This window comes from Sphingobium sp. B10D7B (assembly GCF_025961955.1).
Classification (GTDB): domain Bacteria; phylum Pseudomonadota; class Alphaproteobacteria; order Sphingomonadales; family Sphingomonadaceae; genus Sphingobium.
Genome location: NZ_JAOQOQ010000001.1, coordinates 1,805,874 through 1,828,935 on the forward strand (window position 1 = coordinate 1,805,874; position 23,062 = coordinate 1,828,935).

Sequence of the window (23,062 nt, forward strand, 5' to 3'; positions counted from 1 at the left end):
AGTGCACACCGCCTTTTGCAAGCCTCTCGCAACAACGCGATCCAGCGGTTTGCGCTTGCCAGCCGCGCAAAAAATAGGCAGTAACACAAACGAATTTCAGCAACGAAAGAAGACTTGGGAGACCCGCGCGCATGAGAGACGCCAAAGCCGATCGGCTGGACGAGATCATCGCGAGCCATAGCCGCCGCGAAGGGCCTCTTCTCCCCATCCTCCATGACGTGCAGGCCGAGTTCGGCTGCGTGGACGAGGCGTCCAAGCGCCAGATCGCCCTCGCACTCAACCTGAGCCGCGCCGAAGTGCATGGCGTAGTGAGCTTTTATCATGATTTCACCGCCGAGCCCAAGGCCGCGCCGGTGCTCAAGCTGTGCCGTGCGGAATCCTGCAAGGCACGCGGCGTCGAAGCTCTGGTCGATGGCGCGGTTGCCGCGGCCGGCGAGCGCGTGAAGATTGAAACCATTTATTGCCTCGGCCTGTGCAGCGTCGGCCCCAATGCGATGATCGGCAATGCCGTTCACGCCCGGCTGGACGCGCCCAAGCTCGACAAGCTGATCCGGGAGATTGCCTGACATGGTCATGGTGCGCATTTCCGACGACGCGCTGGCCGTCGCCTGCGGTGCCGACGCGGTTGCCGAGGCCTTCGCAAGGGCGGGCGCAACCGTCGAGCGGGTTTCGAGCTGGGGCATGCAGTGGCTGGAACCGCTGGTGGAAATCGACGGCAAGGGCTTCGGCCCGGCAACGGCCGATGATGCTGCGGCGATTCTGGACGGCTCGTCGCCGCTCGGCATCGGCGTGATTGCCGAGCATCCGTTCATTGCCAAGCAGCAGCGGCTGACTTTCGCCCGCGCCGGCAAGACGCGCCCGACCGAGCTTGCGGACTATGAAGCGACCGGCGGCTGGAAAGGCCTCGCCCGCGCTCGCGAGATCGGCGCCGAGGCGACGGTCGAGGAAGTCGTGGCCTCGGGCCTGCGCGGTCGCGGCGGCGCTGGTTTCCCCACCGGCATCAAGTGGCGCACCGTCGCGGCTGCGGTAGCGGACCAGAAGTACATCGTCTGCAATGCCGACGAAGGCGACAGCGCGACTTTTGCTGACCGCATGCTGATGGAGGGCGACCCCTATTGCCTGATCGAGGGCATGGCGATTGCCGGCCTCGCGACCGGCGCGACCAAGGGTTATATCTACGTTCGCTCGGAATATCCCCACGCCATCGCCAAGCTGGAAGAAGCGATCCGCCGCAGCGCGCATCTCGTTGCGCCGTTCGTGCTGGAAGTGCGCGTCGGCGCCGGCGCCTATGTGTGCGGCGAGGAAACCTCGCTGCTCAACAGCCTGGAAGGCAAGCGCGGCGAAGTGCGCGCCAAGCCGCCAATCCCGGCGCTGGTCGGTCTGTTCGGCAAGCCCACCATCGTCAACAATGTGCTGAGCCTTGCGGCTGTACCTTACATTCTGGCCGAGGGCGCCAAGGCCTATGCCGATTATGGCATGGGTCGTTCGCGCGGCACGATGCCGATCCAGCTTGCCGGTAACATCAAGCATGGCGGCCTGTTTGAAACGGCGTTCGGCATCACGCTTGGCCAGCTCGTCAACGAGATTGGCGGCGGCACGGACGACGGCTCGCCGGTCAAGGCCGCGCAGGTCGGCGGCCCGCTCGGTGCCTATCTGCACACGGACCAGTTCGACATTCCGTTCGACTATGAGGCTTATGCCGCCGTCGACGCGCTGATCGGCCATGGCGGCATCACTGTGTTCGGCCAGGGCGCGGACATGGCCGGCATGGCGCGCTTCGCCATGGAATTCTGCGCGGCGGAAAGCTGCGGCAAGTGCACGCCCTGCCGCATCGGCTCGGTGCGCGGCAAGGAATTGATCGACCGGATCATGGCGCGCGTGCCGCGCCAGCGCGATACGCTCGAGGGCCTGCCGCAGATGCACAACGCCCCCACCGCGCCGCGCAGCCTGGAGGATGAGATCGTTCTGCTGGAAGATCTGTGCGAGACGATGAAGTTCGGTTCGCTCTGCGCTCTGGGCGGCTTTACGCCCTATCCGGTGAAGAGCGCGCTCAAGCACTGGCCCGAGGATTTCGGCGCCCGCCAGAGCCTCCCCGAGGCGGCTGAATGAGCTGCTGCGTCGGCCTGCTTCCCATCGATCGCGCGGCCGTCCTCGGCGCGGTAATCGCTGGCGGCAAGTCGACGCGCTTCGGCAGTGACAAGGCCGTGGCGACCTTTCACGGTCGCGCCCTGATTGATCACGCCATCGACGCCGTGGCCGTGCACAGCGCGCAGACCATCGTGGTGGGGCGTGAGCATGACGGCGTGGCCAGCATCGCCGACCAGCCCGCGCCGCACATGGGACCGCTGGCGGGACTCGCTGCGGCCTTGCTCGAAGCGCAGGCGCGCGGGCTCCCCGCCGTGCTGAGCGTGCCGTGCGATGCCATCGATCTGCCGCAAGACCTCTTGCAGCGCCTGTCGCCATATCCAGCTTATGTCGAGAGCCTGCCGGTGATCGGCCTGTGGCCCGCCTCGGCGGCCGGCGACGCGCTCGACATCCTCAAGAGCGAGGGCGTGCATTCGATGAAGGCCTTCGCCAACCGTATTTCCGCGCGCGCCGTGCAATTGCCGCGCGAACCTGTTAATATCAACACTGCTGCTGACCTGGAGAGAGTTGAACGTCATGGGCTATGAACCTCAGGCCGATTTCGGCACGCCCGCTTCCACATCGGAGAAGATGGTCACGCTGACCATCGACGGTCGCTCCGTCACCGTCCCGGAAGGCACGAGCGTGATGCGCGCGGCTGCCGAATGCGGCGGCGACATTCCCAAACTCTGCGCCACAGACAGCGTGAAGAGCTTCGGCTCCTGCCGCCTCTGCCTGGTCGAGGTCGACGGGATGCGCGGCACCCCCGCCTCCTGCACCACGCCGGCGATGGACGGCATGACCGTTCACACCCAGACCCCGCGCCTGCAGAAGCTGCGCAAGGGCGTGATGGAGCTCTACATCTCCGATCACCCGCTGGACTGCCTGACCTGTTCGGACAATGGCGACTGCGAACTGCAGGACAATGCGGCCGCCGTCGGTCTGCGCGATGTGCGTTATGGGTACACGGGCGACAATCATCTGGGTCTCCAGAAGGACACGTCCAACCCCTATTTCGATTTCGACCCCAGCAAGTGCATCGTCTGCTCGCGCTGCGTCCGCGCCTGTGACGAGGTGCAGGGCACCTTCGCGCTCACGATCGATGGCCGCGGCTTCGGCTCCATGGTGTCTGCGGGTGTCGCGTCCGACGATTTCCTCTCTTCCGAATGCGTGTCGTGCGGCGCCTGTGTGCAGGCCTGCCCCACCGCCACGCTTCAGGAAAAGGCGATGGTCGAGATCGGCAAGCCCGAGCGGGCCGTCGTCACCACCTGCGCCTATTGCGGCGTCGGCTGCACCTTCCGCGCGGAAATGCGCGGTGAGCAGCTAGTGCGCATGGTGCCGTGGAAGGACGGCAAGGCCAATCGCGGCCATAGCTGCGTCAAGGGCCGCTTCGCCTGGGGCTATGCCAACCATCAGGACCGCATCACCCAGCCGATGATCCGCAAGAGCGTGGACGATCCCTGGCAGGTGGTGAGCTGGGACGAGGCGATTTCCTACGCCGCATCCGAACTCAAGCGCATCAAGGCCGCCCACGGTGCGCGCGCATTGGGCGGCATCACGTCGTCACGCTGCACCAATGAGGAAACCTTCCTGGTGCAGAAGCTGATCCGCGCAGGTTTTGGCTCCAACAATACCGACACCTGCGCCCGCGTCTGTCACTCGCCGACCGGCTATGGCCTGAAGACGACCTTCGGCACCTCCGCCGGCACGCAGGATTTCGACAGCGTGATGGACAGCGACGTCATCCTGATCATCGGCGCCAACCCGACGGACGGCCACCCGGTGTTCGCGAGCCGGATGAAGCGCCGGCTGCGTCAGGGCGCCAAGCTGATCGTCATCGATCCGCGCCGGACGGACATGGTCAAGTCGCCACACATCGCCGCGCAGCACCATCTTGCGCTGCAGCCCGGCACCAACGTCGCCGTGCTCACTGCCATGGCGCAAGTGATCGTCACCGAAGGTCTCGCTGACGAGGCGTTCATCCGCGAGCGTTGCGACTGGGACGAGTATCAGGACTGGGCCGCCTTCGTTTCGCAGGAGCGCAACAGCCCTGAGACGTTGGAGCCCGTCACCCGCGTGCCCGCCGAGGAATTGCGCGGCGCGGCCCGCCTGTTCGCGACTGGCGGTAATGGCGCCATCTATTATGGCCTTGGCGTCACCGAGCATAGCCAGGGCAGCTCGACGGTGATGGCCATCGCCAACCTTGCGATGGTAACCGGCAATATCGGGCGCCGCGGCGTAGGCGTGAACCCGCTGCGTGGTCAGAACAACGTGCAGGGCGCTTGCGACATGGGCAGCTTCCCGCACGAATTGCCCGGCTATCGCCACATCAGCGACGATGAAACGCGCGAGCTGTTCGAGGCGGACTGGGGCGTGACCCTGGATGCCGAGCCGGGCCTGCGCATCCCCAATATGCTGGACGCCGCGATCGACGGCACGTTCCGCGCGATCTATATCCAAGGCGAGGACATCCTTCAGTCCGACCCCAATACCGCGCATGTCGCGGCGGGCCTCAAGGCGATGGAGTGCGTCATCGTGCAGGACCTGTTCCTGAACGAAACGGCGAACTACGCGCATATCTTCCTGCCCGGTTCGACCTTCCTTGAAAAGAACGGCACCTTCACCAATGCAGAGCGGCGCATCCAGCCGGTCCGCAAGGTCATGGAGCCCGCCAATGGCTATGCCGACTGGGAGATCACGCAGCTTCTCGCCAATGCCATGGATCTTGGCTGGAACTACGAGCACCCCAGCGAAATCCTCGCCGAAATCGCCCGTCTCACCCCGTCCTTCGCGGGCGTTTCCTGGGCGCGTCTGGAGCGCGAGGGATCGCTGCAGTGGCCGGTTAAGGACGAGACGCATGAAGGTTCGCCGATCATGCACGTCGAAGGCTTTGTGCGCGGCAAGGGCAAGTTCGTCGTCACGGATTATGTGCCGACCGACGAGAAGACCGGCCCGCGCTTCCCGCTGTTGCTCACCACCGGCCGCATCCTCAGCCAGTATAATGTCGGCGCGCAAACACGGCGCACCGGCAACACGGCCTGGCACCCTGAGGATCTCCTGGAAATCCATCCGACCGATGCCGAGAATCGCGGTCTCAAGGATGGCGACTGGGTAAAGCTCTCCAGCCGCACCGGCGAGACGACGCTGCGGGCGACGATCACCGAACGGGTTGCCCCGGGCGTGGTCTATACCACCTTCCATCACCCCGCCACGCAGGCCAATGTCGTGACCACCGAATATTCGGACTGGGCCACCAACTGCCCTGAGTACAAGGTGACAGCTGTCCAGATCACGCCCTCCAACGGCCCGACCGATTGGCAGGAGGATTATAACAGCTGGTCCGAGCGCTCGCGGCGGATCGTGGCCAGCCTGACGGCTGAAGCGGCGGAGTAAGCATCATGGAAGCCAGCCGCCTCATCTACATGGCGAACCAGATCGCGCGGAATTTCGAAGCGTTGGGCCACGATCAGGCGGCCCTCGCCACCGCCGACCATATCAAGATGTATTGGGATCCGCGGATGCTCGCGGGCATCAAGGCCGTCGACCCCGCCGACATGTCGCCGCTCGCCGCGCGCGCCATCGCCATGGTGGATGGGCCGGTGCCGCACATGACGCGGGCCACCGAATTCGCGAGCGCGGATGAGAACGATCCTGGCTACAACGACGCCGGCTGACCTCGTCGCCCTTCGACCGGATGGCTCCAGCCGTCCGGTCGCGCGCCCTTTTGCGCCGGAAGTGCCGGTCGCGCTGGAATATAACGGCCTTTCCTATGCCGTAATGATGGCCAGTCCGTTTGATCTGGACGACTTCATCACCGGCTTCGCACTGACTGAAGGTCTGGCTGCGCAACCGGGCGATGTCACTGGCATCGATATCGTCGAGACCGATCTCGGTTGGATCGCGCGTGCGACCATCACCTCGTTGGCGCTCGAAAAGCTTGAAGAGCGCGTGCGCACGCGCGTGGCCGAGTCGAGTTGCGGCCTGTGCGGCATCGATAATCTGGAGGCTGTTTCGCGTGCCCTCCCCCCGGTCGCCGCGCATGAGGCGCTTTCACCGGCGGCGATCTTCGCCGCGCTGGAGGGTCTGCGTGCGCATCAGCCCGGCAATCGCGCCACAGGCGGGATGCACGCCGCTGCCTTCGTGGCACCGGATGGGGCGATCCTGATGGCCCGCGAGGATGTCGGCCGGCACAATGCGCTGGACAAGCTCGTCGGCGCCATGGCCCGCGCAGGGCAGACGATGGACACCGGCTTTGTGCTTTCCACGGCGCGCTGCAGCTATGAGATCGTGGAGAAAACGGTCCGCGCCGGCGCCCACACCCTTGTGACCATCTCGGTCCCAACCAGCATGGCGGCAGCGCGGGCCGAGGCTGCGGGCCTCTCGCTCTATGCGCTGGCCCGGCCGGACGAAGTGCTCCGCGTCACGGCGGGCTGACCGTCTCGCCCCCCTGCCCTCGTCACATCAGTCAGTATCTGACGATCCGCCGCCCCGCACAGACGGGGGCGGCGGACCCATATCTCAGGCCTTGGCCTCAGCTTGCGCAATCGCATCGCCATCGCGCATCGGCAGCAACAGCAGCATGAAGATGGCGCATACCGAGCCAAGGCTCATGATGAGCGATACGGTGAGCAACTCGCCCTTGCCAAGCACGTCGAAGAGCAGCCCGGCGACGATGGGCGAGCCAGCCGCGCCAGCGCGCCCCACGCCGAGGACAAAGCCCGTACCCGTGGCCCGGGCATAAGCCGGGAAGCCCCGCGCGAAGGCGGCATAGAAGCCCACAATGGCCGCGTTGAGGAAGAACATCGACAGGAATGCCGCCACGCGCCATTCACCCAGCTCGCCATGCCCCATGCCGAACCATGCCACCGCAACCACGCCGGCAATCATCATGGCAATCGTCGGCCCCTTGATGTCCCATTTCTTGAGCAGGAAGCCGAACAGACCGCCGCCAATCGCACCGCCGATATTTGCCCATGTGAGCGTGCTGGCGGCATCCGCCTGCGAGAAGCCGGAATCCGCGACGATCTGCACTGCGAACTTGAGGATGTAGTAGAAGGTGAGCGTGTGGAACATGTAGCCGAAGGCCAACAGCCAGGTGACCTTGCGCAGGCCCGGCTTGGACAGGATGTCGGTGACCTTGGGCTGCGGTCCTTCCGTACGCAGCGGCGGCAGTGCCTCGATGGTCCGCTTGCGCAGCGCGCGGAGCGAGCGGTTGACCTTCTCGATCACGTTCGCGGGCCGGCGCGCGGCGTAGAATGCAGGCGTCTCCGGCACGAGGAAGAAGACAAGCGGGATCATGATCGCGGTCACCACGGCGCCGAACATGAACACCGCGCGCCAATCATATTCCACCAGTAGCCAGCTCTGCGCGGCAAAGCCGCCTACCACGCCGCCGATCGGGTAGCCGATGACGTAAAGCGCCATGGCGAGGCTGCGGGAGGATTTGCTGGTCGATTCCGCCGTCACGGCGTTGGTCGCCGCCAGCATCCCGCCGATGCCGAGGCCGGTGACGAAGCGCCATACCGTCAGGAGCGTCACGCCGGTCGCGGCATGGGCCAGATACATGCCGATCGCCATGACGACGAGGCAGATCAGCATCGTGTCCTTGCGGCCGATGCGGTCTGCGACACCACCGAGGATGACCGAGCCGAAGCCCATACCGACCAGCTCGGCCGAGAGGACGATGCCCAGCGCCGAGCGCGGGATGCCCCATTCCGCCGAAATGCCCGGCGCCGCAAAGGCGCTCGACAGCACGTCGAAACCGTCCAGCGCGTTCAGCAGGATCATCAAGACCACGACAATCCACTGCCGAACGGACATCGGCGACTCATTAATGATCTCAACAGGATCAGACGATGACATGGTTGGGCTTTCCTCTCCAGGCAGTGGACCGCATCGGCGACCTCACAGGCCGAATCTACTCGTGAATACGGCGCAATAACTCGATGAGCAACGTGGCTTCTTTCTTGGTGAAACGGGACTTGAGCCATTGCTCATGCTCGTCGATGCAGCGCCGCGCCTCGCTAAGGGCCGCCTGCCCGTCCGCGGTCAGCGTCAGCGTCTGCCGGCGCCGGTCCAGCGTGGACGCGCCCCGAACCAGCAGGCCGCGCGCTTCCAACCGATTGATGATCGCCATCGTCGTCGCCCGGTCCATTTGCAGGCGGCGGCCGATATCGGCCTGCGCGATGTGCGGATGGTCGCTGATCAGCCAGAGGACGGAAACCATCTTCTGGGTCAGGCCAAGCTCGGAAAAGGTCTCGGTGAAATGGCGGTAGGCCGCGCCATGGGCAAGGCGGATATGGAAGCCGATAATGTCGTCAATCGCACCGATATCGTCGTCGATCTGCGCGGGCGCAGGCGATGGCGTCGCACTTCCACCACCCTTGGCGGCCACAAGAGGACGTTGACGTGCGCGTGCTTCCAAAATCTTTACCCCCGAGAACCGGAACGGTTCGGCCATTGATTAAGCAATGGGAATTGCCCAATTGGTATGCATAGCATACAAACCTGCGCAAGAGGAGCAAGCTATGGCGCAATTCCCCAATACCCCCGCTTTCACAGGTTTCAACAGCCCGTCGCGCATCGAATGCGACATTCCGAATCTCGTGCATGAGGGCACGATTCCGCCCGAGCTGAATGGCGCCTTCTTCCGCGTGCAGCCGGACCCGCAATTCCCGCCCCGCCTGGGCGATGACATCAGCTTCAACGGCGATGGCATGATCACGCGCTTCCACATCCATGATGGCCAGTGCGACATCAAGCAGCGCTGGGCCAAGACCGCCAAGTGGAAGCTGGAGAACGAGGCCGGCAAGGCGCTCTTCGGCGCCTATCGCAATCCGCTGACGGACGATGAGTCCGTCAAGGGCGAGTATCGCTCGACCGCGAACACCAACGCCTTCGTGTTCGCCGGCAAGCTCTGGGCCATGAAGGAGGACAGCCCGTCCCTCGTCATGGAGCCGGACACGATGGAGACCATCGGGTTCGAGAAGTTCGGCGGCAAGATGACCGGACAGACCTTTACTGCGCACCCCAAGATCGACCCGCTCACCGGCAACATGGTCGCCATCGGTTATGCGGCGAGCGGCCTGTGCTCCGACGATGTGTGTCTGTATGAGGTCAGCCCTGAAGGCGAACTGGTCCGCGAACTGTGGTTCAAGGCGCCCTATTACTGCATGATGCACGACTTCGGCGTGACCAAGGATTATCTGGTCCTTCACATCGTGCCCTCGATCGGCAGCTGGGAGCGCCTGGAAAAGGGCCTGCCGCACTTCGGCTTCGACACCACCCTGCCCGTCTATCTCGGCATCATCCCGCGCCGTGATGATGTGAAGCAGGAAGACATCCGCTGGTTCAAGCGCGACAATTGCTTCGCGTCGCATGTGATGAACGCCTATCAGGAAGGCACCAAGGTCCATATCGACGTGCCGGAAGCGGCGAACAACATGTTCCCCTTCTTCCCGGACGTTCACGGCGCGCCATTCAACCCGCAGCAGGCGGCGAGCTACCTCACCCGGTGGACGGTCGACATGGCATCCAACAGCGACGAGTTCGACAGCGTCACTCGCCTCACGGAGACGTCGGGCGAATTCCCCCGCATTGATGACCGCGTCACCGGCCTGCCCTATCGCTATGGGTGGATGCTTGAGATGGACATGAAGCGTCCGGTCGAGCTCAAGGGCGGCAGCGCCGGCGGATTCCTGATGAATTGCCTGTTCCTGATCGACCACCAGACCGGCAAGGAGCAGCATTGGTGGTGCGGCCCCACCTCTTCGCTGCAGGAGCCTGCCTTCGTGCCGCGCTCCAAAGACGCGCCGGAAGGCGACGGCTGGATCGTGCAGGTCTGCAATCGCCTGGCCGACCATAAGAGCGACCTGCTAATCTTCGACGCGCTGGACATCGAGAAGGGACCGGTCGCCACGATTCATATCCCCTTCGCGCTGCGCTTTGGCCTGCACGGCAACTGGGCCAGCGCGGACCAGATCGGCCTCGAACGCGAAGCCGCCTGACCCTAGCAATCCTCCAGCCACAGCCCCGGCCCGCGCTCATGCGTGCGCGCCGGGGCTGCCGCCTCACACTTCAAGTCTCAAGGAAGCACGTTCATGATTCAGCCCGGCCTGGAATTCGTCTATGAAGCCGGCGGCGATCTCGGCGCGCCGGTGCCGCTCGGCAACACCGTCGATGGCACCCGCCGCATCATCCCCATCTTCGAGGGCGGCCGTGTCGAAGGGCCGCTGATCAAGGGCAAGCTGCTCGGCAATGCCGCCGACTTCCAGCTCACCCGGCCGGACGGCGTCACCGTCGCCGACGCCCTTTACGCGCTGCAGACCGATGACGGCGTCGTCATCCAGATCCGCAATCGTGGCCTGCGCCATGGCCCGCCCGATGTGATGGCGCGACTGGCGGCAGGCGATGAGGTCGATCCGGCGGATTATTATTTCCGCACCGTGCCGGAATTCATCGCGCCGGAAGGCAAATATGACTGGATGAACCGCAGCATCTTCGTCTGCTCGGGCGCGCGCTACAAGGCGGGCATCAAATTGTGGGTCTGGCGCGTCACCTGATCCCCAAGCGCCCCGCCCGCCACCGGTTGCGTAGCGGGGGTGCCGATCCCATCTTGGATCGATGACCAAACTCAGCTTCCTCGACCTCGTCAACGTTGTCGAAGGCGAGAGCGCCGGCGATGCGATCAAGCGCGTCGGCCCGCTCGCCGCCCATGCCGAAGCGCTCGGCTATCATCGCTACTGGATCGCCGAACATCACGGCATGGCCGGCGTGGCAGCAGCGGCCACCGCGCTCATCATCGCCGAGGCCGGGCGAGCGACCAAGACCATCCGCGTCGGCTCGGGCGGCATCATGCTGCCCAATCACTCGCCCTATATCATCGCCGAGCAGTTCGGCACGCTGGACGCGCTCTTCCCCGGCCGTGTCGATCTCGGCCTCGGGCGTGCGCCAGGCGCCGACGGGCGACTGGCCCGCGCCATCCGCCATGACACCCGGCAGGAGGCCGAGGAGTTTCCCCGCAGCGTGGTGGAACTGCGCGCCCACTTTACCGGTGAGCCGGACCTCGGCCTGCTGGCCGTGCCCGGGCGCGGTGCGCAGATCGACATGTGGATTCTGGGCTCCAGCCTGTTCGGCGCGCAGCTCGCGGCGGCACTCGGGATGCCCTACGCCTTCGCCTCACATTTCGCGCCCGATCTGCTGGATGAAGCGCTGACCATCTATCGCCGCGATTTCCGCCCGTCCGCCTCTCTGCGCGAACCCTATGCGGCGGCGGCGATGAGCGTCGTCGCTGCGGACACGGTGGCGGAGGCGGAATATGTCGCCAGCTCCATGATGCAGAACTTCGTGGCGCTGCGCACCGGCCGCCCCGGCAAGCTACCTCCGCCGTTGGAGAATTATGTCGCGAGCCTCGATCCGTCGCTCAGCGCAATGCTGGGGCATGTCATGCAATGCAGCGCCTTTGGCACCGCCGATGATGTCGCGCGCGGCCTGCGCCAGTTCGTTCAGCGGACACAGGTGGATGAGGTGATCGTCCACAGCCCCGCCTTCGATCCGCAGGCCCGCACCAAGTCGCTCGCGCTGATCGCGCAAGCCTTCCATGAAATGACCGAAGCCGCCTGACGCGCAGGCGGCTTCGTTTTCCGTTCAGCATTGATGCCGCACGCCGACCCGTTCAGGCCGGTGCCAGTTCCTTCGCGTCTTCCAGGATCATTTCCGATCCCTTCTCGCCGATCATGATCGTCGCGGCATTGGTGTTGCCGGAGACGATCTTGGGCATGATCGAGGCATCGACCACGCGCAGGCCCTGAACGCCGTGAACGCGCAGGCGCGCATCGACCACCGCCTTGGGATCGCTGCCCATGCGCGCCGTGCCGACCGCATGATACAGCGTGCCGCCGGCGACCTGCGCATAGAAGAACATCTGATCGTCCGTCTCACCGAACGGATCGGGGCCAGCCAGATATTTGGCGATTGCCGGCTGCTGCCAGATTTCGCGGATGATCTTGAGCTGCGTGACGGCCATCTGCTGGTCGATCGGGTCCTGCAGATAATTGGGCGTGATCTTGGGGGCCTGCGTGCCATCGGGCGAGCGAGCGTGGATGTGCCCGCGCGATTCCGGACGAAGCTGGCAGGGGTTGGAGGCCATGCCCGGCTCCTTCTCCAGCGCGAGCTGCTGCTTGGCGTTCAGCACTTCCAGATCCATGGACGCCGCCATGGTGTGAATCTGGATGTCCGGCGTCTCCAGCCCTTCGCGCGACCGCAGGAAGGTGCAACCATGCGCCACCGCGTAGGAAAGCAGGCCCTTACGGGTCATGCCATATTTGAGCACCTGGCCGATCAGCGGCAGGCCGCTGGCCATGGAATTGACGGACGGCGTGCCCGGCTTCAGCCGCGCCTGGCAGCCGATCATATAGTGGTCCTGCAGGTTCTCGCCGACGCCGGGCAGCTCGTGCACCAGCTTCACGCCCAGCTCCCGGACGACCCCGCCCTGCCCGATGCCGGAGATTTCCAGCAGCTTGGGGCTCTCGACCGCGCCGGCGGCGAGGATCACTTCCTTGCGCACCTTCACGCGGCGCAGGCGACCATGCTGGACGAACTCAACCCCCACCGCGCGCTTGCCCTCGAAGAGGATGCGGGTCGTCATGGCGCGCAGTTCGACCGTGAGATTGACCCGATCCATGACCGGATGGAGGAAGCCCACCGCCGTCGAGCAACGCTTGCCGTTGCGCGCGGTCATCTGGAACCAGCTCGTCCCTTCCTGATCGCCGTCGTTCAGATCATCCTTATAGGCATAGCCAGCCTCGACACAGGCATCGATGACTGCCTTGCTGATCGGGTGATGCTCGGGGAAGTCGGAGACAGCCAGCTCACCGCCCTGCGCATGGCCTTCCATGGCGCCACGGGTCTGGTCCTCGCTCTTCTTGAAATAGGGCAGCACGTCGTCCCATGCCCAGCCCTCATTGCCCATCTGGCGCCAGCCATCATAGTCGGCCGACTGGCCGCGCACATAGAGCATGCCGTTGAGGGACGACGAGCCGCCGAGCACCTTGCCCTTGGGCCATTTGTGGGGGCGCCCGCCCGAGCCCTCATCGACCTCGGTCTCGTACAGCCAGTTGACCTTGGGATCGTTCAGCGTCTTGCCGAAACCGATCGGTATATGGATCATCATGTTGGAGCGGAACTGGCTCAATTCCCGCGTCGGGCGATCATCGCCGCCAGCCTCGAGCAGGACGACTTCCGTGCCCCGATCCGCCGAGAGCCGGTTGGCGAGAACGCATCCCGCGCTGCCCGCTCCGACGATCACGTAATCGACAGTTCTCTCGTCCGTCATGCTCTTGTCATCCTCTCATTGCACCGCGCACGTCCCCCGCGCGGCTCGACTCAGTTCTTATGACACAAAGCGCCATTTCGAACAAAGTCAACAATGAGAGGATGGTGAGCAGGTCAAAGCATCAGACAGGCTCCCCTGCATCCCGGGCGCGGACCAGAATGAGGCTCTCGTCCTTGCGGATGCGGGTGAGGAGAATGACGAGCAGGATGATGATGGGAATCGCCATCCAGTTGACGCTGAGGATCGCGGTGCGCAGATCACCCGTGGCATCCGAGATCATCCCGACCAGATAAGGCCCCATGCCGAGCCCGAAAATGGTGGAGATGATGAGATAGGTACTGGCGGTGATGCCGCGCATGCGGGGCAGCACAAGTCCGTAGATCAGCGAGTAGAGCGGCGGCATCCAGCAGGTGAGGATGACGCTGTAGAGCACGAAGCGGCTGTAGAAGCCGAACGCATCCGGCGCATGATAGGTCCAGACCCCGATCAGCGGCGAGACGCCGAGCGCGAACAGGGTGAGATACACGCGCCCGGTCGCCGGCATGGACTTGTCGAACCAGTCAGCCAGAGGCCCCGAAATCATGGGGCCGATCACACCGATCACCAGCGAGAGCAGGCCGAAGGTGACGCCTGTTTCTGCGGGTGATGTGCCATAGGTCTGCATGATGAAGGCGGGCGTGAAGCCCATGATGCCGTAATTGATCACCGTCTGCAGCGCGCCGACCGCAATCGCGATCATCAGCGCGGGCGAGCGCACCGTCACCTGATAGGTCGGCGGATCGGCAAGCGCCAACCGTTGCAACAGGTTGAAGATCACGATGATGCCAAAGCCCATCACGCCCCATTGCAGGATGTGGGGATTGAGCGGCACACCACCGAAACGGAGCGCAGGGCGCGGCGAGAAGGCCGAAGCCAGATGCACGAACAGCGTCATCAGGCCGACCACGAGCACCATGACGCCGATATTGGCGGTCCAGTGGCGGGCACTGGCCTTGCTGGCGGCGAGGCTCAGCAAATTGGTGCCGGGCGTCACTGCACCGAGCAGCGCGAGGCTCGAGCGGAACGGTGCCGGATCGGGCCGGGACGCGATGCCGTCCATCGCGCCGCGCTGAGGTTCCTTGAGGTGCCATAGCAGCAGGGCCAGGACGAGGCCCGGAATGGAGGCAACCAGAAAGGCGAACTGCCAGCCTGCCAGCCGCAGCGGCGCTTGCCCCGCCGGATACAGCGTCTCCCACCATTGGGCCGCGACACCGCCGACGACATTTGACATGCCGAGGCCCACCGCGATGGACGCCGCGATAGTGCCCATCACCAGGCCACGCCGATGCTTGGGGAAATAATCGAACAGCAAGGATGTGCCGGCGGGAGACGTTGCCCCCTCGCCGATACCCACGCCCAGCCGGGAAATCGCCAGCATCGCAAAGCCGCTCGCAAAGGCAGCGAGGCCGCTCGAAAAGGACCAGAAGGCGATGGCGATGGCCAGGATGCGCGTGCGAATCCAGCCGTCCGACAGGCGACCGAGCGGCAGGGAGAACAGCGCATAGAACAGCGCGAACACCGTTCCGTACAGCAGCCCCAGCTCGGCATCGCCAATCTGCAGGTCCGCCTTGATGCGGGGCGCGAGAATGGCAAGGATGTTGCGATCCAGCAGCGACATGGCGTTGGTGAGAGCCACCAACGCCAGCGCATACCAGGCGGTGCCGGTCACCCGGCCCGACACCGGCGGGGTCGTCACAGGTCGAAGACCCGCTCGGCATTGGTCTGCATCAGCTTCTTCTTGGCTTCTGCAGAAATGTCGAGATTGTCGTGCGTGCGCACCTCGTCAGCGACATATTCATAGGGATAATCCATCGCGTACATCACCCGGTCCTCACCGAGCTGATCGATGCACAGCTTGATCGCCAGCGGACAGGCCATGCCGCTCGTCGTCACGCAGACATTGTTGCGCATGTAGTGGAACAGGTCGTGGTTGAGCGGCTTGAGGCGCTCATAGCGCTTCGAGCGGACGCCAGCCTGATGCATGTAGTTCATGCGGAACAGCCAGTAGGGGATCGCCTCGCCGCCATGGCCGACGCACACGGTCAGGTTGGGATAGCGGTCAAACACACCCGTCGTCAGGATACGCAGCAGATGGTAGCCGGTCTCGACACCGAAGCCGAAGATCGCGCCATCGAGGCCAGCCTCGACCATGCCGGCGATCATCGCATCCGGCGGTGACTGCGGGTGGATGTACAGCGGCAGATTATTGTCGGCGCAGGCCTTCAAGATCGGGTCGAACTGCTCTTCATCGAGATAGTGACCCTTGGTGTGGCTGTTGACCATCACGCCCTTGAAGCCCAGCTCGTTCTTGCCGCGTGCGATTTCCTCGACGGACCACTGCACGTCCTGCGGGACGATGGAGACCATGCCGACATAGCGCGACGGGTGGCGTTCGCAAGCGGCCTTCAGAACGTCGTTGGCATTGCGGACCAGCGTCTTGGCTTCATCGGTCTCGAATGCCTGTCCACCGGGCGATGTCAGAGAGAGAATGGCGACGTCGATTCCGGTCTCGTCCATCGCCTGGATGCGCAGATCGTCAAGATCGAGCAGCCGATCGCGAATGAACTGGGTCCGCTCGGAAGGCGAGGTGCCGTAGAAACCCCAGAGCGACGTGGTCGCCTTGTCGGCCCGGCCCTCTTTGACCAGCTTCAGAAAGGCGTCGAGCTGTTCGGCCGTCGCGAAAGCCTCTTCGGTCGCGATGCGAAGATAGCCGCGATCGCCGCCGGTGTTGAGCGCGTGAGTCATGTTACTCTCCTGAGAAATGGGGAAAGAAAGCCCCGGCGCCTGCACGGGCACCGGGGCTTGTATTCTGGATCAGCCTTCGTGGACGACCTTGGTCACGAGGCAGGCGTGGAGGCCCTCGGGGCCATCCTCATGGCCGTGGCCCGACCACTTGACGCCGCCGAACGGCGAGTCCGCACCGCCGATGGCAACGCTGTTGACGCCGAGCATGCCGGTCTCGACCTCCCGCGCCACGCGGCGCTGCAGCTTGACGTCGTCCGTCCAGCTATAGGCGGCCAGGCCATAAGGCAGGCGATTGGCTTCCGCGATCATATCGTCCACCTTGCCGAACGGATTGATGAGCGCGACCGGGCCGAACGGCTCCTCGTTCATGATCTCGGCATCGAGCGGAATCTCGCTGAGCACGGACGGGGCATAGAAGAAGCCCTGATTGCCGATGCGCTCGCCACCCGCGTTGAGCTTGGCGCCGCTGCTGACAGCACCGCCGATGAGGCGCTCCATGGCGTCCGGGCGACGCTCATTGGCCATCGGGCCCATTTGGATGCCATCCTCAAGGCCGTTGCCGACCTTGAGCGCCTTGGCACGGCTCGCGAACCCGTCACGGAACCGCTCGTAGACATTTTCCTGCACGATGAAGCGGGTCGGCGAGACGCAGACCTGGCCGGCGTTGCGATATTTGTGACCGACCATGACATCCAGCACGCGATCCACGTCGACATCATCGAACACCAGCACCGGGCCGTGACCACCGAGTTCCATGGTGGTGCGCTTCAGGTCTTCGGCCGCCAGCTTGGCGAGATGCTTGCCGATCACGGTCGAGCCGGTGAAGCTGAGCTTGCGGATGATCGGCGAGGCGAGCAGGTGGCGCGACACCTCATCGGGCACGCCGAACACGGCCTGCGCGACGTCCTTGGGCAGGCCGGCATCGAGCAGGCACTGCAGCACGCCGAGCGCGGACGCCGGGGTCTCTTCGGCAGACTTCATGATCACCGAGCAGCCCGCCGCAATCGGCGCGCCCAGCTTGCGGCCAGGATTGCCGAGCGGGAAGTTCCAGGGCGAGAAGGCCGCAACCGGGCCGACCGGCTCATAAGTCACCGTCGAGCGCATGCCGGCCGGGCGAACCAGCGCGCGGCCATAGAGGCGCGAAACCTCACCCGCGTAGAAATTGAACAGGCCGGCGACCATCATCACTTCGATGCGGGATTCAGGCAGGGTCTTGCCCTGCTCCATCGTGGCGATGCGAGCCAGCGTCTCCTGCCGCTCCATGAGCAGACGCGCTGCGCCGGAGAGCACGGCAGCGCGCTCCTGCGCCGTCGAGTTGCGCCAGCGATTGAACCCACGCTGCGCGGTTTCCAACGCGCGGTCGAGATCCGCGGTGGTGGCCAGCGGCAGCTCGCCAAGGGTCTCGCCCGTCGCAGGATTGACGATGGTCTGCGTTCGGCGATCACCGCCGGTCACGGCCTCGCCATCGATGATCATGTGCAGGGCAGGATAATTGGTCATAGCCATCCTCTCGGGACTCTCAGCGAAACAGAGTGACGCCGGACCAAAGCCCGGCGTCGCGCAATATCCCCTGTGAGAACTCAATGATGAGTCGTCAACTCCCCGCAGGCATTGCTTTGCTCACAGCCGCAGCTTCTGCTGCCTCCAGGCGCTCGATTTCCTCGCGATAGGGCTTGCACGCGCGCCACATGCTGATCGTGGCGAGCGGAAGCAGTACGAGCGCGGTGATGAAGATCGCCTGCCACAGCCGCGCTTCGTCCCGCACGACATATTGCGCCACGACGCCGATCACGAGGCTGCCCATCGCGCCGAAGAAGGTGAACATGAACAGGTACAGCGCCGTCACCTGTCCGCGCATGGCCTGCGGCGCGACGCGCTGCACGGCGGCATTCTGCGCCGGCGCGCCAGCGAGACCGAAGAGCGTCGCCACGGCCATCGCGCCCATGGCGAGGTGCCCGGTCGGCATCAGCGGCGCGGCCAGCGTGCAGATGGTGACCGCGGTGAAGCAGATCGCCGCCGTGCGAACGTTCGCATCCTTATACTTGCGGCCGAACCACGAAACCATCAGGCCGCCGAGCACGAGGCCGGCGAGCTGCGCGACCAGAAGCATGGGCGCGAGCACCGCGCCGATCTGCGCCTCGTCCATGCCATAGGTCCGCACGAGGAAAGGCACGCGCCAGAAGCCGATGCCCTGGCTTTCCGTCGCGCTGAGCGCCAGCGCGATGAACAGCGGGTAATAGACCATGCCTTTCGCCTGAATGCCGCGAATGGCGTCGAAGCCCATGAACGTGGCGATCTTGCGGCCGAAGCTGGCCTTCTGCGGCACTGCGATCGGGTCGGCGACCGCGGCACGGCGCGCAGGCTCCTTCACCAGCAGGAACAGCAGCGCCGCCGGGAAGGACAGCAGGCCGAGGCCGATCAAGATCCACTGCCAGTTGAAGATGCGCAGGCCCCACACATAGCTGGTATCCCAATGCGATACCGCGCCGATCATCATCCCGCCGAACAGCACGCCAAGCGTGGTGCCGCCGATGAAGCCGAACTGCAGCAGCGCGAAGGCAATCGGGATTTTCTTCGGCCGGAACATGTCGACGATGAGAGAATAGGAGCCGGGGCCATGGGCCGATCCGCCCGCGCCCAACAGCATCCGCGCCGCGATGAACTGGCCGAAGCCCTGCGCCAGACCGCTCAGCATGGTGACACCGCCCGTCACCGCCGCGCTGATCGCGAGGATCATCTTGCGCGGATAGATATCCACGAGCCGGGCCAGCGGAATGCCGACGAACACGTAGAAGATGATGCTCGCGGGACCGCCCAATATGCCAAGCTGCGTATCGGACAGGCCGAAATCGACCTTGATCCGCTCCGCCAGCATACCGAACACGGTGGCATCAAAAAAGCTCAGGAAGGTGGCGATGATGATGACAGTCAGCGCGAAATAAGCCCGCGGGCTGGAGGGCCATTGCTGCGACGCGGCCCCAGCATCGTCGCCCGGCACGGAGTGTGCCGCCTGAGGTGCCATTGCCATGTCGTGAATTCCTCTCTGCTCGCCCTGGCGCCGCACCGGTTCCATTTCCTGCGGCTCGTTATCCTGCCAGTTTCAACCGCTGAGATTGATTCTGTCCAGCTTTAATTGCACAGGCGAGGCCCCTCGTCTAACCTCTGCCGAGCCTGCGCCATGGCACAGGCAGAGGAGAGGACATCATTATGCCGAACGAAACCGGACGCCCGACAGCGGCGCAGGAGGATTATGCCGCCGATCGCGCCGCGATCATGCAGCTCGAAGCCGAGTATCTCATGGCGCTCGATTGGGGCGATGCCGAAAGCTACGCCGCCCTGTTCGCGCCCGAAGGCGTGCTGGAATGGGCAGGCGGCACCGCCGTCGGGCCGGAGGAAATCTACAAGGAAATCGGCGTCTACAAGGAAGCCATCAAGCAATATTATGGCGACGATGGCTCAGGCCAGCCTGTCACACTGCGCCACTTCATCACCAATCAGGCCATCTATGTGCATGGCGATACGGCCAAGGGCGTGATCTACTGGTTCGAGGTAGCCAATAACGGCACGGGACACACCCCGCATATCGGCAGCTACGGCCATTATGAAGACAGGATGCGCAAGGTGGATGGCGCCTGGAAGTTCGTTAGCCGCAAGATCTTCAACGAGCAATTGCCGGGCCGTCGCGCCGGTGCCGAAAATCCGGGACGCGCCGCGCGCCTTCCCTGAGTTAAGACAGAGAATGGAGGGACAAAGGCTTGTGCTCCTGCGAAGGCAGGAGCCCAGGGCAGCCAAGACCTCTCGCGCCATCAAAGGTCGCGGGGCGCCCATATATGAGCGCCCCACCCTATCTCAATCGCGATAGCAAACCTTGCGGGCAGCCTTCACGACCCGCGCCGCATCGATCAGCGCCGCCTTTTCGAGATTGGCCGCATAAGGCAGCGGCACATCCTCATTGGTCACGCGCAGCACCGGCGCATCGAGATCGTCGAAGCCCTGCTCCATGCAGACTGCCGCAATTTCGCTCGCGATGGAGCAGACCGGCCAACCTTCCTCGACCACCACGAGGCGGTTGGTCTTCTTGAGGCTTTCCAGCACCGTCGCGGTATCGAGCGGGCGTAGCGTGCGCAGATCGATCACCTCGGCATCGATGCCATCGGCGGCGAGCGTTTCGGCTGCCTCGAACGCCACGCCGACGCCGATGGAATAGCTCACCAGCGTCACATCCTTACCGGGGCGGACGATGCGTGCCTTGCCGATCGGCAGGACATGATCCTCAAGCTGCGGCACCTCGAAGCTGCGCCCGTAGACCAGCTCATTCTCAAGGAACACCACCGGATCTTCGCTGCGGATCGCGGCCTTGAGCAGACCCTTGGCATCCGAGCTGTCATAAGGCGCGATGACGATCAGGCCCGGCACGGCTGCATACCAAGGGCCGTAATTCTGGCTGTGCTGCGCGCCAACCCGGCTCGCCGCCCCATTGGGGCCGCGGAACACGATCGGGCACCGCATCTGACCGCCGGACATATAATTAGTCTTGGCGGCCGAGTTGATGATCTGGTCCATCGCCTGCATGGCGAAGTTGAAGGTCATGAACTCGACAATTGGCTTGAGACCGCCCATCGCAGCGCCGGCACCGATGCCGGCAAAGCCATGCTCGGTGATCGGCGTGTCGATCACGCGCTTGGGGCCGAACTCGTCGAGCAGGCCTTGGGTCACCTTGTAGGCGCCCTGATATTCGGCGACTTCCTCGCCCATCAGGAATACGCGCGGATCGCGCCGCATTTCCTCGGCCATGGCATCGCGCAGCGCTTCGCGGACAGTCGTCTTGACCATCTGCGTGCCTTCGGGGATCGCCGGATCCGTCACCGCGCTCGCCTTGCTGCCGGAGAGATTGGCGGTGCCGCTCTCGGCCTTCTTGGGGGCCTCGGCCTCGTCCGCAGCCTTGGGCGCGGCCTGCGCTTCGGCCTTGGGGGCTTGCGCAGCCGGTGCGGGCGCTTCTTCGCCTTCGCCGGAGAGCATCGCGATCACGGTGCCGACCTTCACATTGTCGGTGCCCTCGGCGATCAGGATCTTCTCGATGGTGCCTTCATCGACAGCCTCGAATTCCATCGTCGCCTTGTCGGTCTCGATCTCGGCCATGATGTCGCCGGCCTTGACCTCATCGCCTTCCTTGACGAGCCACTTGGCCAGCGTCCCCTCTTCCATCGTCGGCGAGAGGGCCGGCATCTTGATCTCGAGACCCATCAATACTGCTCCACCAGCACATCGGTATAAAGTTCGGCCATGTCAGGCTCGGGCGAGGTTTCCGCGAAGTCGGCCGCCTCGCTCACATCCTTGCGGATCTTCGTATCGATGGCCTTCAAATCCTCTTCCTTCACGCCGGCATCGGCGAGAATCTTCTTGAGGCCCTCGATCGGATCGGACGTGTCGCGCATGTGCTGCACTTCGTCGCGCGAGCGATATTTCGCCGGATCGGACATCGAGTGACCGCGATAGCGATAGGTCTTCATTTCCAGCAGGATCGGCCCCTTGCCGGACCGGACATATTCCAGCGCCGCCTCGGTGGCGCCGCGCACGGCCAGCACGTCCATGCCATCGACCTGGATGCCCGGAATGCGGAAGCTCTCGCCGCGACGATAGAGCTGGTCCTCGGCCGAGGAGCGCGCCACGGAAGTGCCCATGGCGTACTGGTTGTTCTCGATCACGTAGATGATCGGGAGCTTCCATAGCTCCGCCATGTTGAAGCTCTCATAGACTTGGCCCTGATTGGCCGCGCCGTCGCCGAAGTACGCGACGCACACGCCGCCATCCTCGTTATATTTGTGGCCGAACGCCAGACCGGTGCCGAGGCTGACCTGCGCGCCGACGATGCCATGGCCGCCGAAGAACTTATGCTCCACGCTGAACATATGCATCGAGCCGCCCTTGCCGCGCGAAATGCCGGCTTCGCGGCCCGTCAGCTCGGCCATGATGATCTTGGGGTCGATGCCGTAAGCGAGCATGTGGCCATGATCGCGATAACCGGTGATCACGCTGTCCTTGCCGGGCGTCAGCGCCGACTGGATGCCGACCGCAACCGCTTCCTGACCGATATAGAGGTGGCAGAAGCCGCCAATCAGGCCGAGACCGTAAAGCTGCCCCGCCCGCTCCTCGAAGCGGCGGATGAGCAGCATCTGACGGTAGAATTCGAGCAGCTCTTCCTGGCTCGCGTCATAGGGATTGGGCTCACCGGGGCGCTCCCGGTTATGGTCCGCAGACGGCGCCGTGGCAGTGGATGCAGGGGCATTTTGCGCGCGTCTGGAAGCTGGCTTCGCCAATGTTTCAGGTCCTTCTCGCGTGGCTGTTACAGCCAGCTATAGGCACGGCACCGGCAGGAGCGCAATGTCCAGATAGGTTAAATGGGTGGCGAAATCTGGTTAGTCGACCGCACCCTTAGTCATTTCATCGGAACGACGACTTCATCGGGGTGCGTGACGCCGAGCTGCTTGCGGACCAGCTCGTCGACCATATCCGGATCGGCATGGCGCGGATCGAGCAGCTTCACCCGATTCTCCAGCGCGGCCTTCTGCTTGTGCAGCGCCGACAACTCGGCCTGCCGCTGCTTGAGCTGCCGGCTGTAATCGGACCAGGCGAGAATGCCGTTCGGGCCAATGATGGCATAGCCGATGAAGAGCAGGAGCAGGAAAATGGCAATGGCCGGCGTGAACGCCGAACCAAGAAGAAACCTCAATTTTGCCAGATGCGCCATGGGCCCTTGGAATCACGCCGACCGTTGCAATGCAAGCCCAAAATGAACGAATGCGACAAATTGCATTAACTTTG

20 protein-coding genes are annotated in these 23,062 nt (G+C 64.1%); 10 read left to right on the forward strand and 10 right to left on the reverse strand.

Going from position 1 to position 23,062, the window contains the following annotated elements; all coding sequences use genetic code 11:
- Positions 1-131 precede the first annotated feature (131 nt).
- Genes M2331_RS08600 through fdhD form a run of 6 tightly spaced genes read left to right on the forward strand, consistent with a single transcriptional unit; the run spans position 132 to position 6,558 of the window.
- A complete protein-coding gene (locus tag M2331_RS08600) occupies positions 132-566 on the forward strand; it encodes an NAD(P)H-dependent oxidoreductase subunit E (protein ID WP_181559896.1) in 435 nt (144 codons plus the stop codon).
- 1 nt (position 567) lies between these two features.
- Positions 568-2,109, forward strand: a complete 1,542-nt coding sequence (locus M2331_RS08605; RefSeq protein WP_181559897.1) for an NADH-ubiquinone oxidoreductase-F iron-sulfur binding region domain-containing protein — start codon at positions 568-570, stop codon at positions 2,107-2,109.
- Positions 2,106-2,672 (forward strand): molybdenum cofactor guanylyltransferase, encoded by a 567-nt coding sequence (locus M2331_RS08610; RefSeq protein WP_181559898.1) that lies wholly within the window; start codon positions 2,106-2,108, stop codon positions 2,670-2,672. The genes M2331_RS08605 and M2331_RS08610 overlap by 4 nt, the downstream gene beginning before the upstream one ends.
- Positions 2,662-5,517, forward strand: coding sequence for a formate dehydrogenase subunit alpha (gene fdhF, locus M2331_RS08615; RefSeq protein ID WP_181559899.1), 2,856 nt, complete (start codon positions 2,662-2,664; stop codon positions 5,515-5,517). Before M2331_RS08610 ends, fdhF begins: the two co-directional genes overlap by 11 nt.
- A gap of 5 nt (positions 5,518-5,522) precedes the next feature.
- Positions 5,523-5,798: a formate dehydrogenase subunit delta gene (locus tag M2331_RS08620; protein ID WP_264573033.1), complete on the forward strand. Its 276-nt coding sequence runs from the start codon at positions 5,523-5,525 to the stop codon at positions 5,796-5,798.
- Complete coding sequence (gene fdhD, locus M2331_RS08625; protein ID WP_181559900.1) at positions 5,764-6,558, forward strand: formate dehydrogenase accessory sulfurtransferase FdhD; 795 nt, start codon at positions 5,764-5,766, stop codon at positions 6,556-6,558. The genes M2331_RS08620 and fdhD overlap by 35 nt, the downstream gene beginning before the upstream one ends.
- 84 nt (positions 6,559-6,642) lie before the next feature.
- On the opposite strand, the gene M2331_RS08630 is transcribed toward fdhD, so the two are convergent.
- Together M2331_RS08630 and M2331_RS08635 are read right to left on the reverse strand one after the other, a co-directional pair.
- Complete coding sequence (locus M2331_RS08630; protein WP_264585222.1) at positions 6,643-7,944, reverse strand: MFS transporter; 1,302 nt, start codon at positions 7,942-7,944, stop codon at positions 6,643-6,645.
- 97 nt (positions 7,945-8,041) lie between these two features.
- Positions 8,042-8,584: a MarR family winged helix-turn-helix transcriptional regulator gene (locus tag M2331_RS08635; RefSeq protein WP_181559902.1), complete on the reverse strand. Its 543-nt coding sequence runs from the start codon at positions 8,582-8,584 to the stop codon at positions 8,042-8,044.
- A 67-nt stretch (positions 8,585-8,651) separates the two neighbouring features.
- On the opposite strand from M2331_RS08635, the gene M2331_RS08640 reads away from it, so the two are divergent.
- The 3 genes from M2331_RS08640 to M2331_RS08650 all read left to right on the forward strand — a co-directional run bounded on the left by M2331_RS08640 (position 8,652) and on the right by M2331_RS08650 (position 11,745).
- Complete coding sequence (locus M2331_RS08640; protein ID WP_181559903.1) at positions 8,652-10,130, forward strand: carotenoid oxygenase family protein; 1,479 nt, start codon at positions 8,652-8,654, stop codon at positions 10,128-10,130.
- 93 nt (positions 10,131-10,223) lie between these two features.
- The gene (locus tag M2331_RS08645) at positions 10,224-10,685 is read left to right on the forward strand and encodes a DUF3237 domain-containing protein (protein WP_181559904.1); all 462 of its coding nucleotides are present in this window, start codon (positions 10,224-10,226) and stop codon (positions 10,683-10,685) included.
- A 61-nt stretch (positions 10,686-10,746) separates the two neighbouring features.
- On the forward strand, positions 10,747-11,745 hold the full coding sequence (locus M2331_RS08650; RefSeq protein ID WP_181559905.1) for an LLM class flavin-dependent oxidoreductase: 999 nt from the start codon (positions 10,747-10,749) through the stop codon (positions 11,743-11,745).
- A gap of 52 nt (positions 11,746-11,797) precedes the next feature.
- On the opposite strand, the gene M2331_RS08655 is transcribed toward M2331_RS08650, so the two are convergent.
- The 5 genes from M2331_RS08655 to M2331_RS08675 all read right to left on the reverse strand — a co-directional run bounded on the left by M2331_RS08655 (position 11,798) and on the right by M2331_RS08675 (position 19,268).
- The gene (locus M2331_RS08655) at positions 11,798-13,456 is read right to left on the reverse strand and encodes a GMC family oxidoreductase (protein WP_181559906.1); all 1,659 of its coding nucleotides are present in this window, start codon (positions 13,454-13,456) and stop codon (positions 11,798-11,800) included.
- A gap of 121 nt (positions 13,457-13,577) precedes the next feature.
- Positions 13,578-15,191 carry an MFS transporter gene (locus M2331_RS08660; protein WP_264592340.1) on the reverse strand — a complete coding sequence of 538 codons (1,614 nt, stop codon included), beginning with the start codon at positions 15,189-15,191 and terminating at the stop codon, positions 13,578-13,580.
- Positions 15,188-16,240, reverse strand: a complete 1,053-nt coding sequence (locus tag M2331_RS08665) for an amidohydrolase family protein (RefSeq protein WP_181559907.1) — start codon at positions 16,238-16,240, stop codon at positions 15,188-15,190. Before M2331_RS08665 ends, M2331_RS08660 begins: the two co-directional genes overlap by 4 nt.
- A 69-nt stretch (positions 16,241-16,309) precedes the next feature.
- Entirely contained in the window at positions 16,310-17,740 is a 1,431-nt protein-coding gene (locus M2331_RS08670; RefSeq protein ID WP_181559908.1) for an NAD-dependent succinate-semialdehyde dehydrogenase, read from the reverse strand.
- 94 nt (positions 17,741-17,834) lie between these two features.
- On the reverse strand, positions 17,835-19,268 hold the full coding sequence (locus M2331_RS08675; RefSeq protein WP_264573039.1) for an MFS transporter: 1,434 nt from the start codon (positions 19,266-19,268) through the stop codon (positions 17,835-17,837).
- Between the two features lie 179 nt (positions 19,269-19,447).
- On the opposite strand from M2331_RS08675, the gene M2331_RS08680 reads away from it, so the two are divergent.
- Positions 19,448-19,966, forward strand: a complete 519-nt coding sequence (locus M2331_RS08680) for a nuclear transport factor 2 family protein (RefSeq protein ID WP_181559909.1) — start codon at positions 19,448-19,450, stop codon at positions 19,964-19,966.
- A gap of 123 nt (positions 19,967-20,089) precedes the next feature.
- On the opposite strand, the gene M2331_RS08685 is transcribed toward M2331_RS08680, so the two are convergent.
- The 3 genes from M2331_RS08685 to M2331_RS08695 form a co-directional block, all read right to left on the reverse strand.
- Entirely contained in the window at positions 20,090-21,484 is a 1,395-nt protein-coding gene (locus tag M2331_RS08685; RefSeq protein ID WP_181559910.1) for a pyruvate dehydrogenase complex E1 component subunit beta, read from the reverse strand.
- A complete protein-coding gene (pdhA, locus tag M2331_RS08690) occupies positions 21,484-22,557 on the reverse strand; it encodes a pyruvate dehydrogenase (acetyl-transferring) E1 component subunit alpha (RefSeq protein ID WP_181559911.1) in 1,074 nt (357 codons plus the stop codon). Before pdhA ends, M2331_RS08685 begins: the two co-directional genes overlap by 1 nt.
- 119 nt (positions 22,558-22,676) lie before the next feature.
- Positions 22,677-22,988, reverse strand: a complete 312-nt coding sequence (locus M2331_RS08695) for an FtsB family cell division protein (RefSeq protein WP_181559912.1) — start codon at positions 22,986-22,988, stop codon at positions 22,677-22,679.
- Between the last annotated feature and the right edge of the window lie 74 nt (positions 22,989-23,062).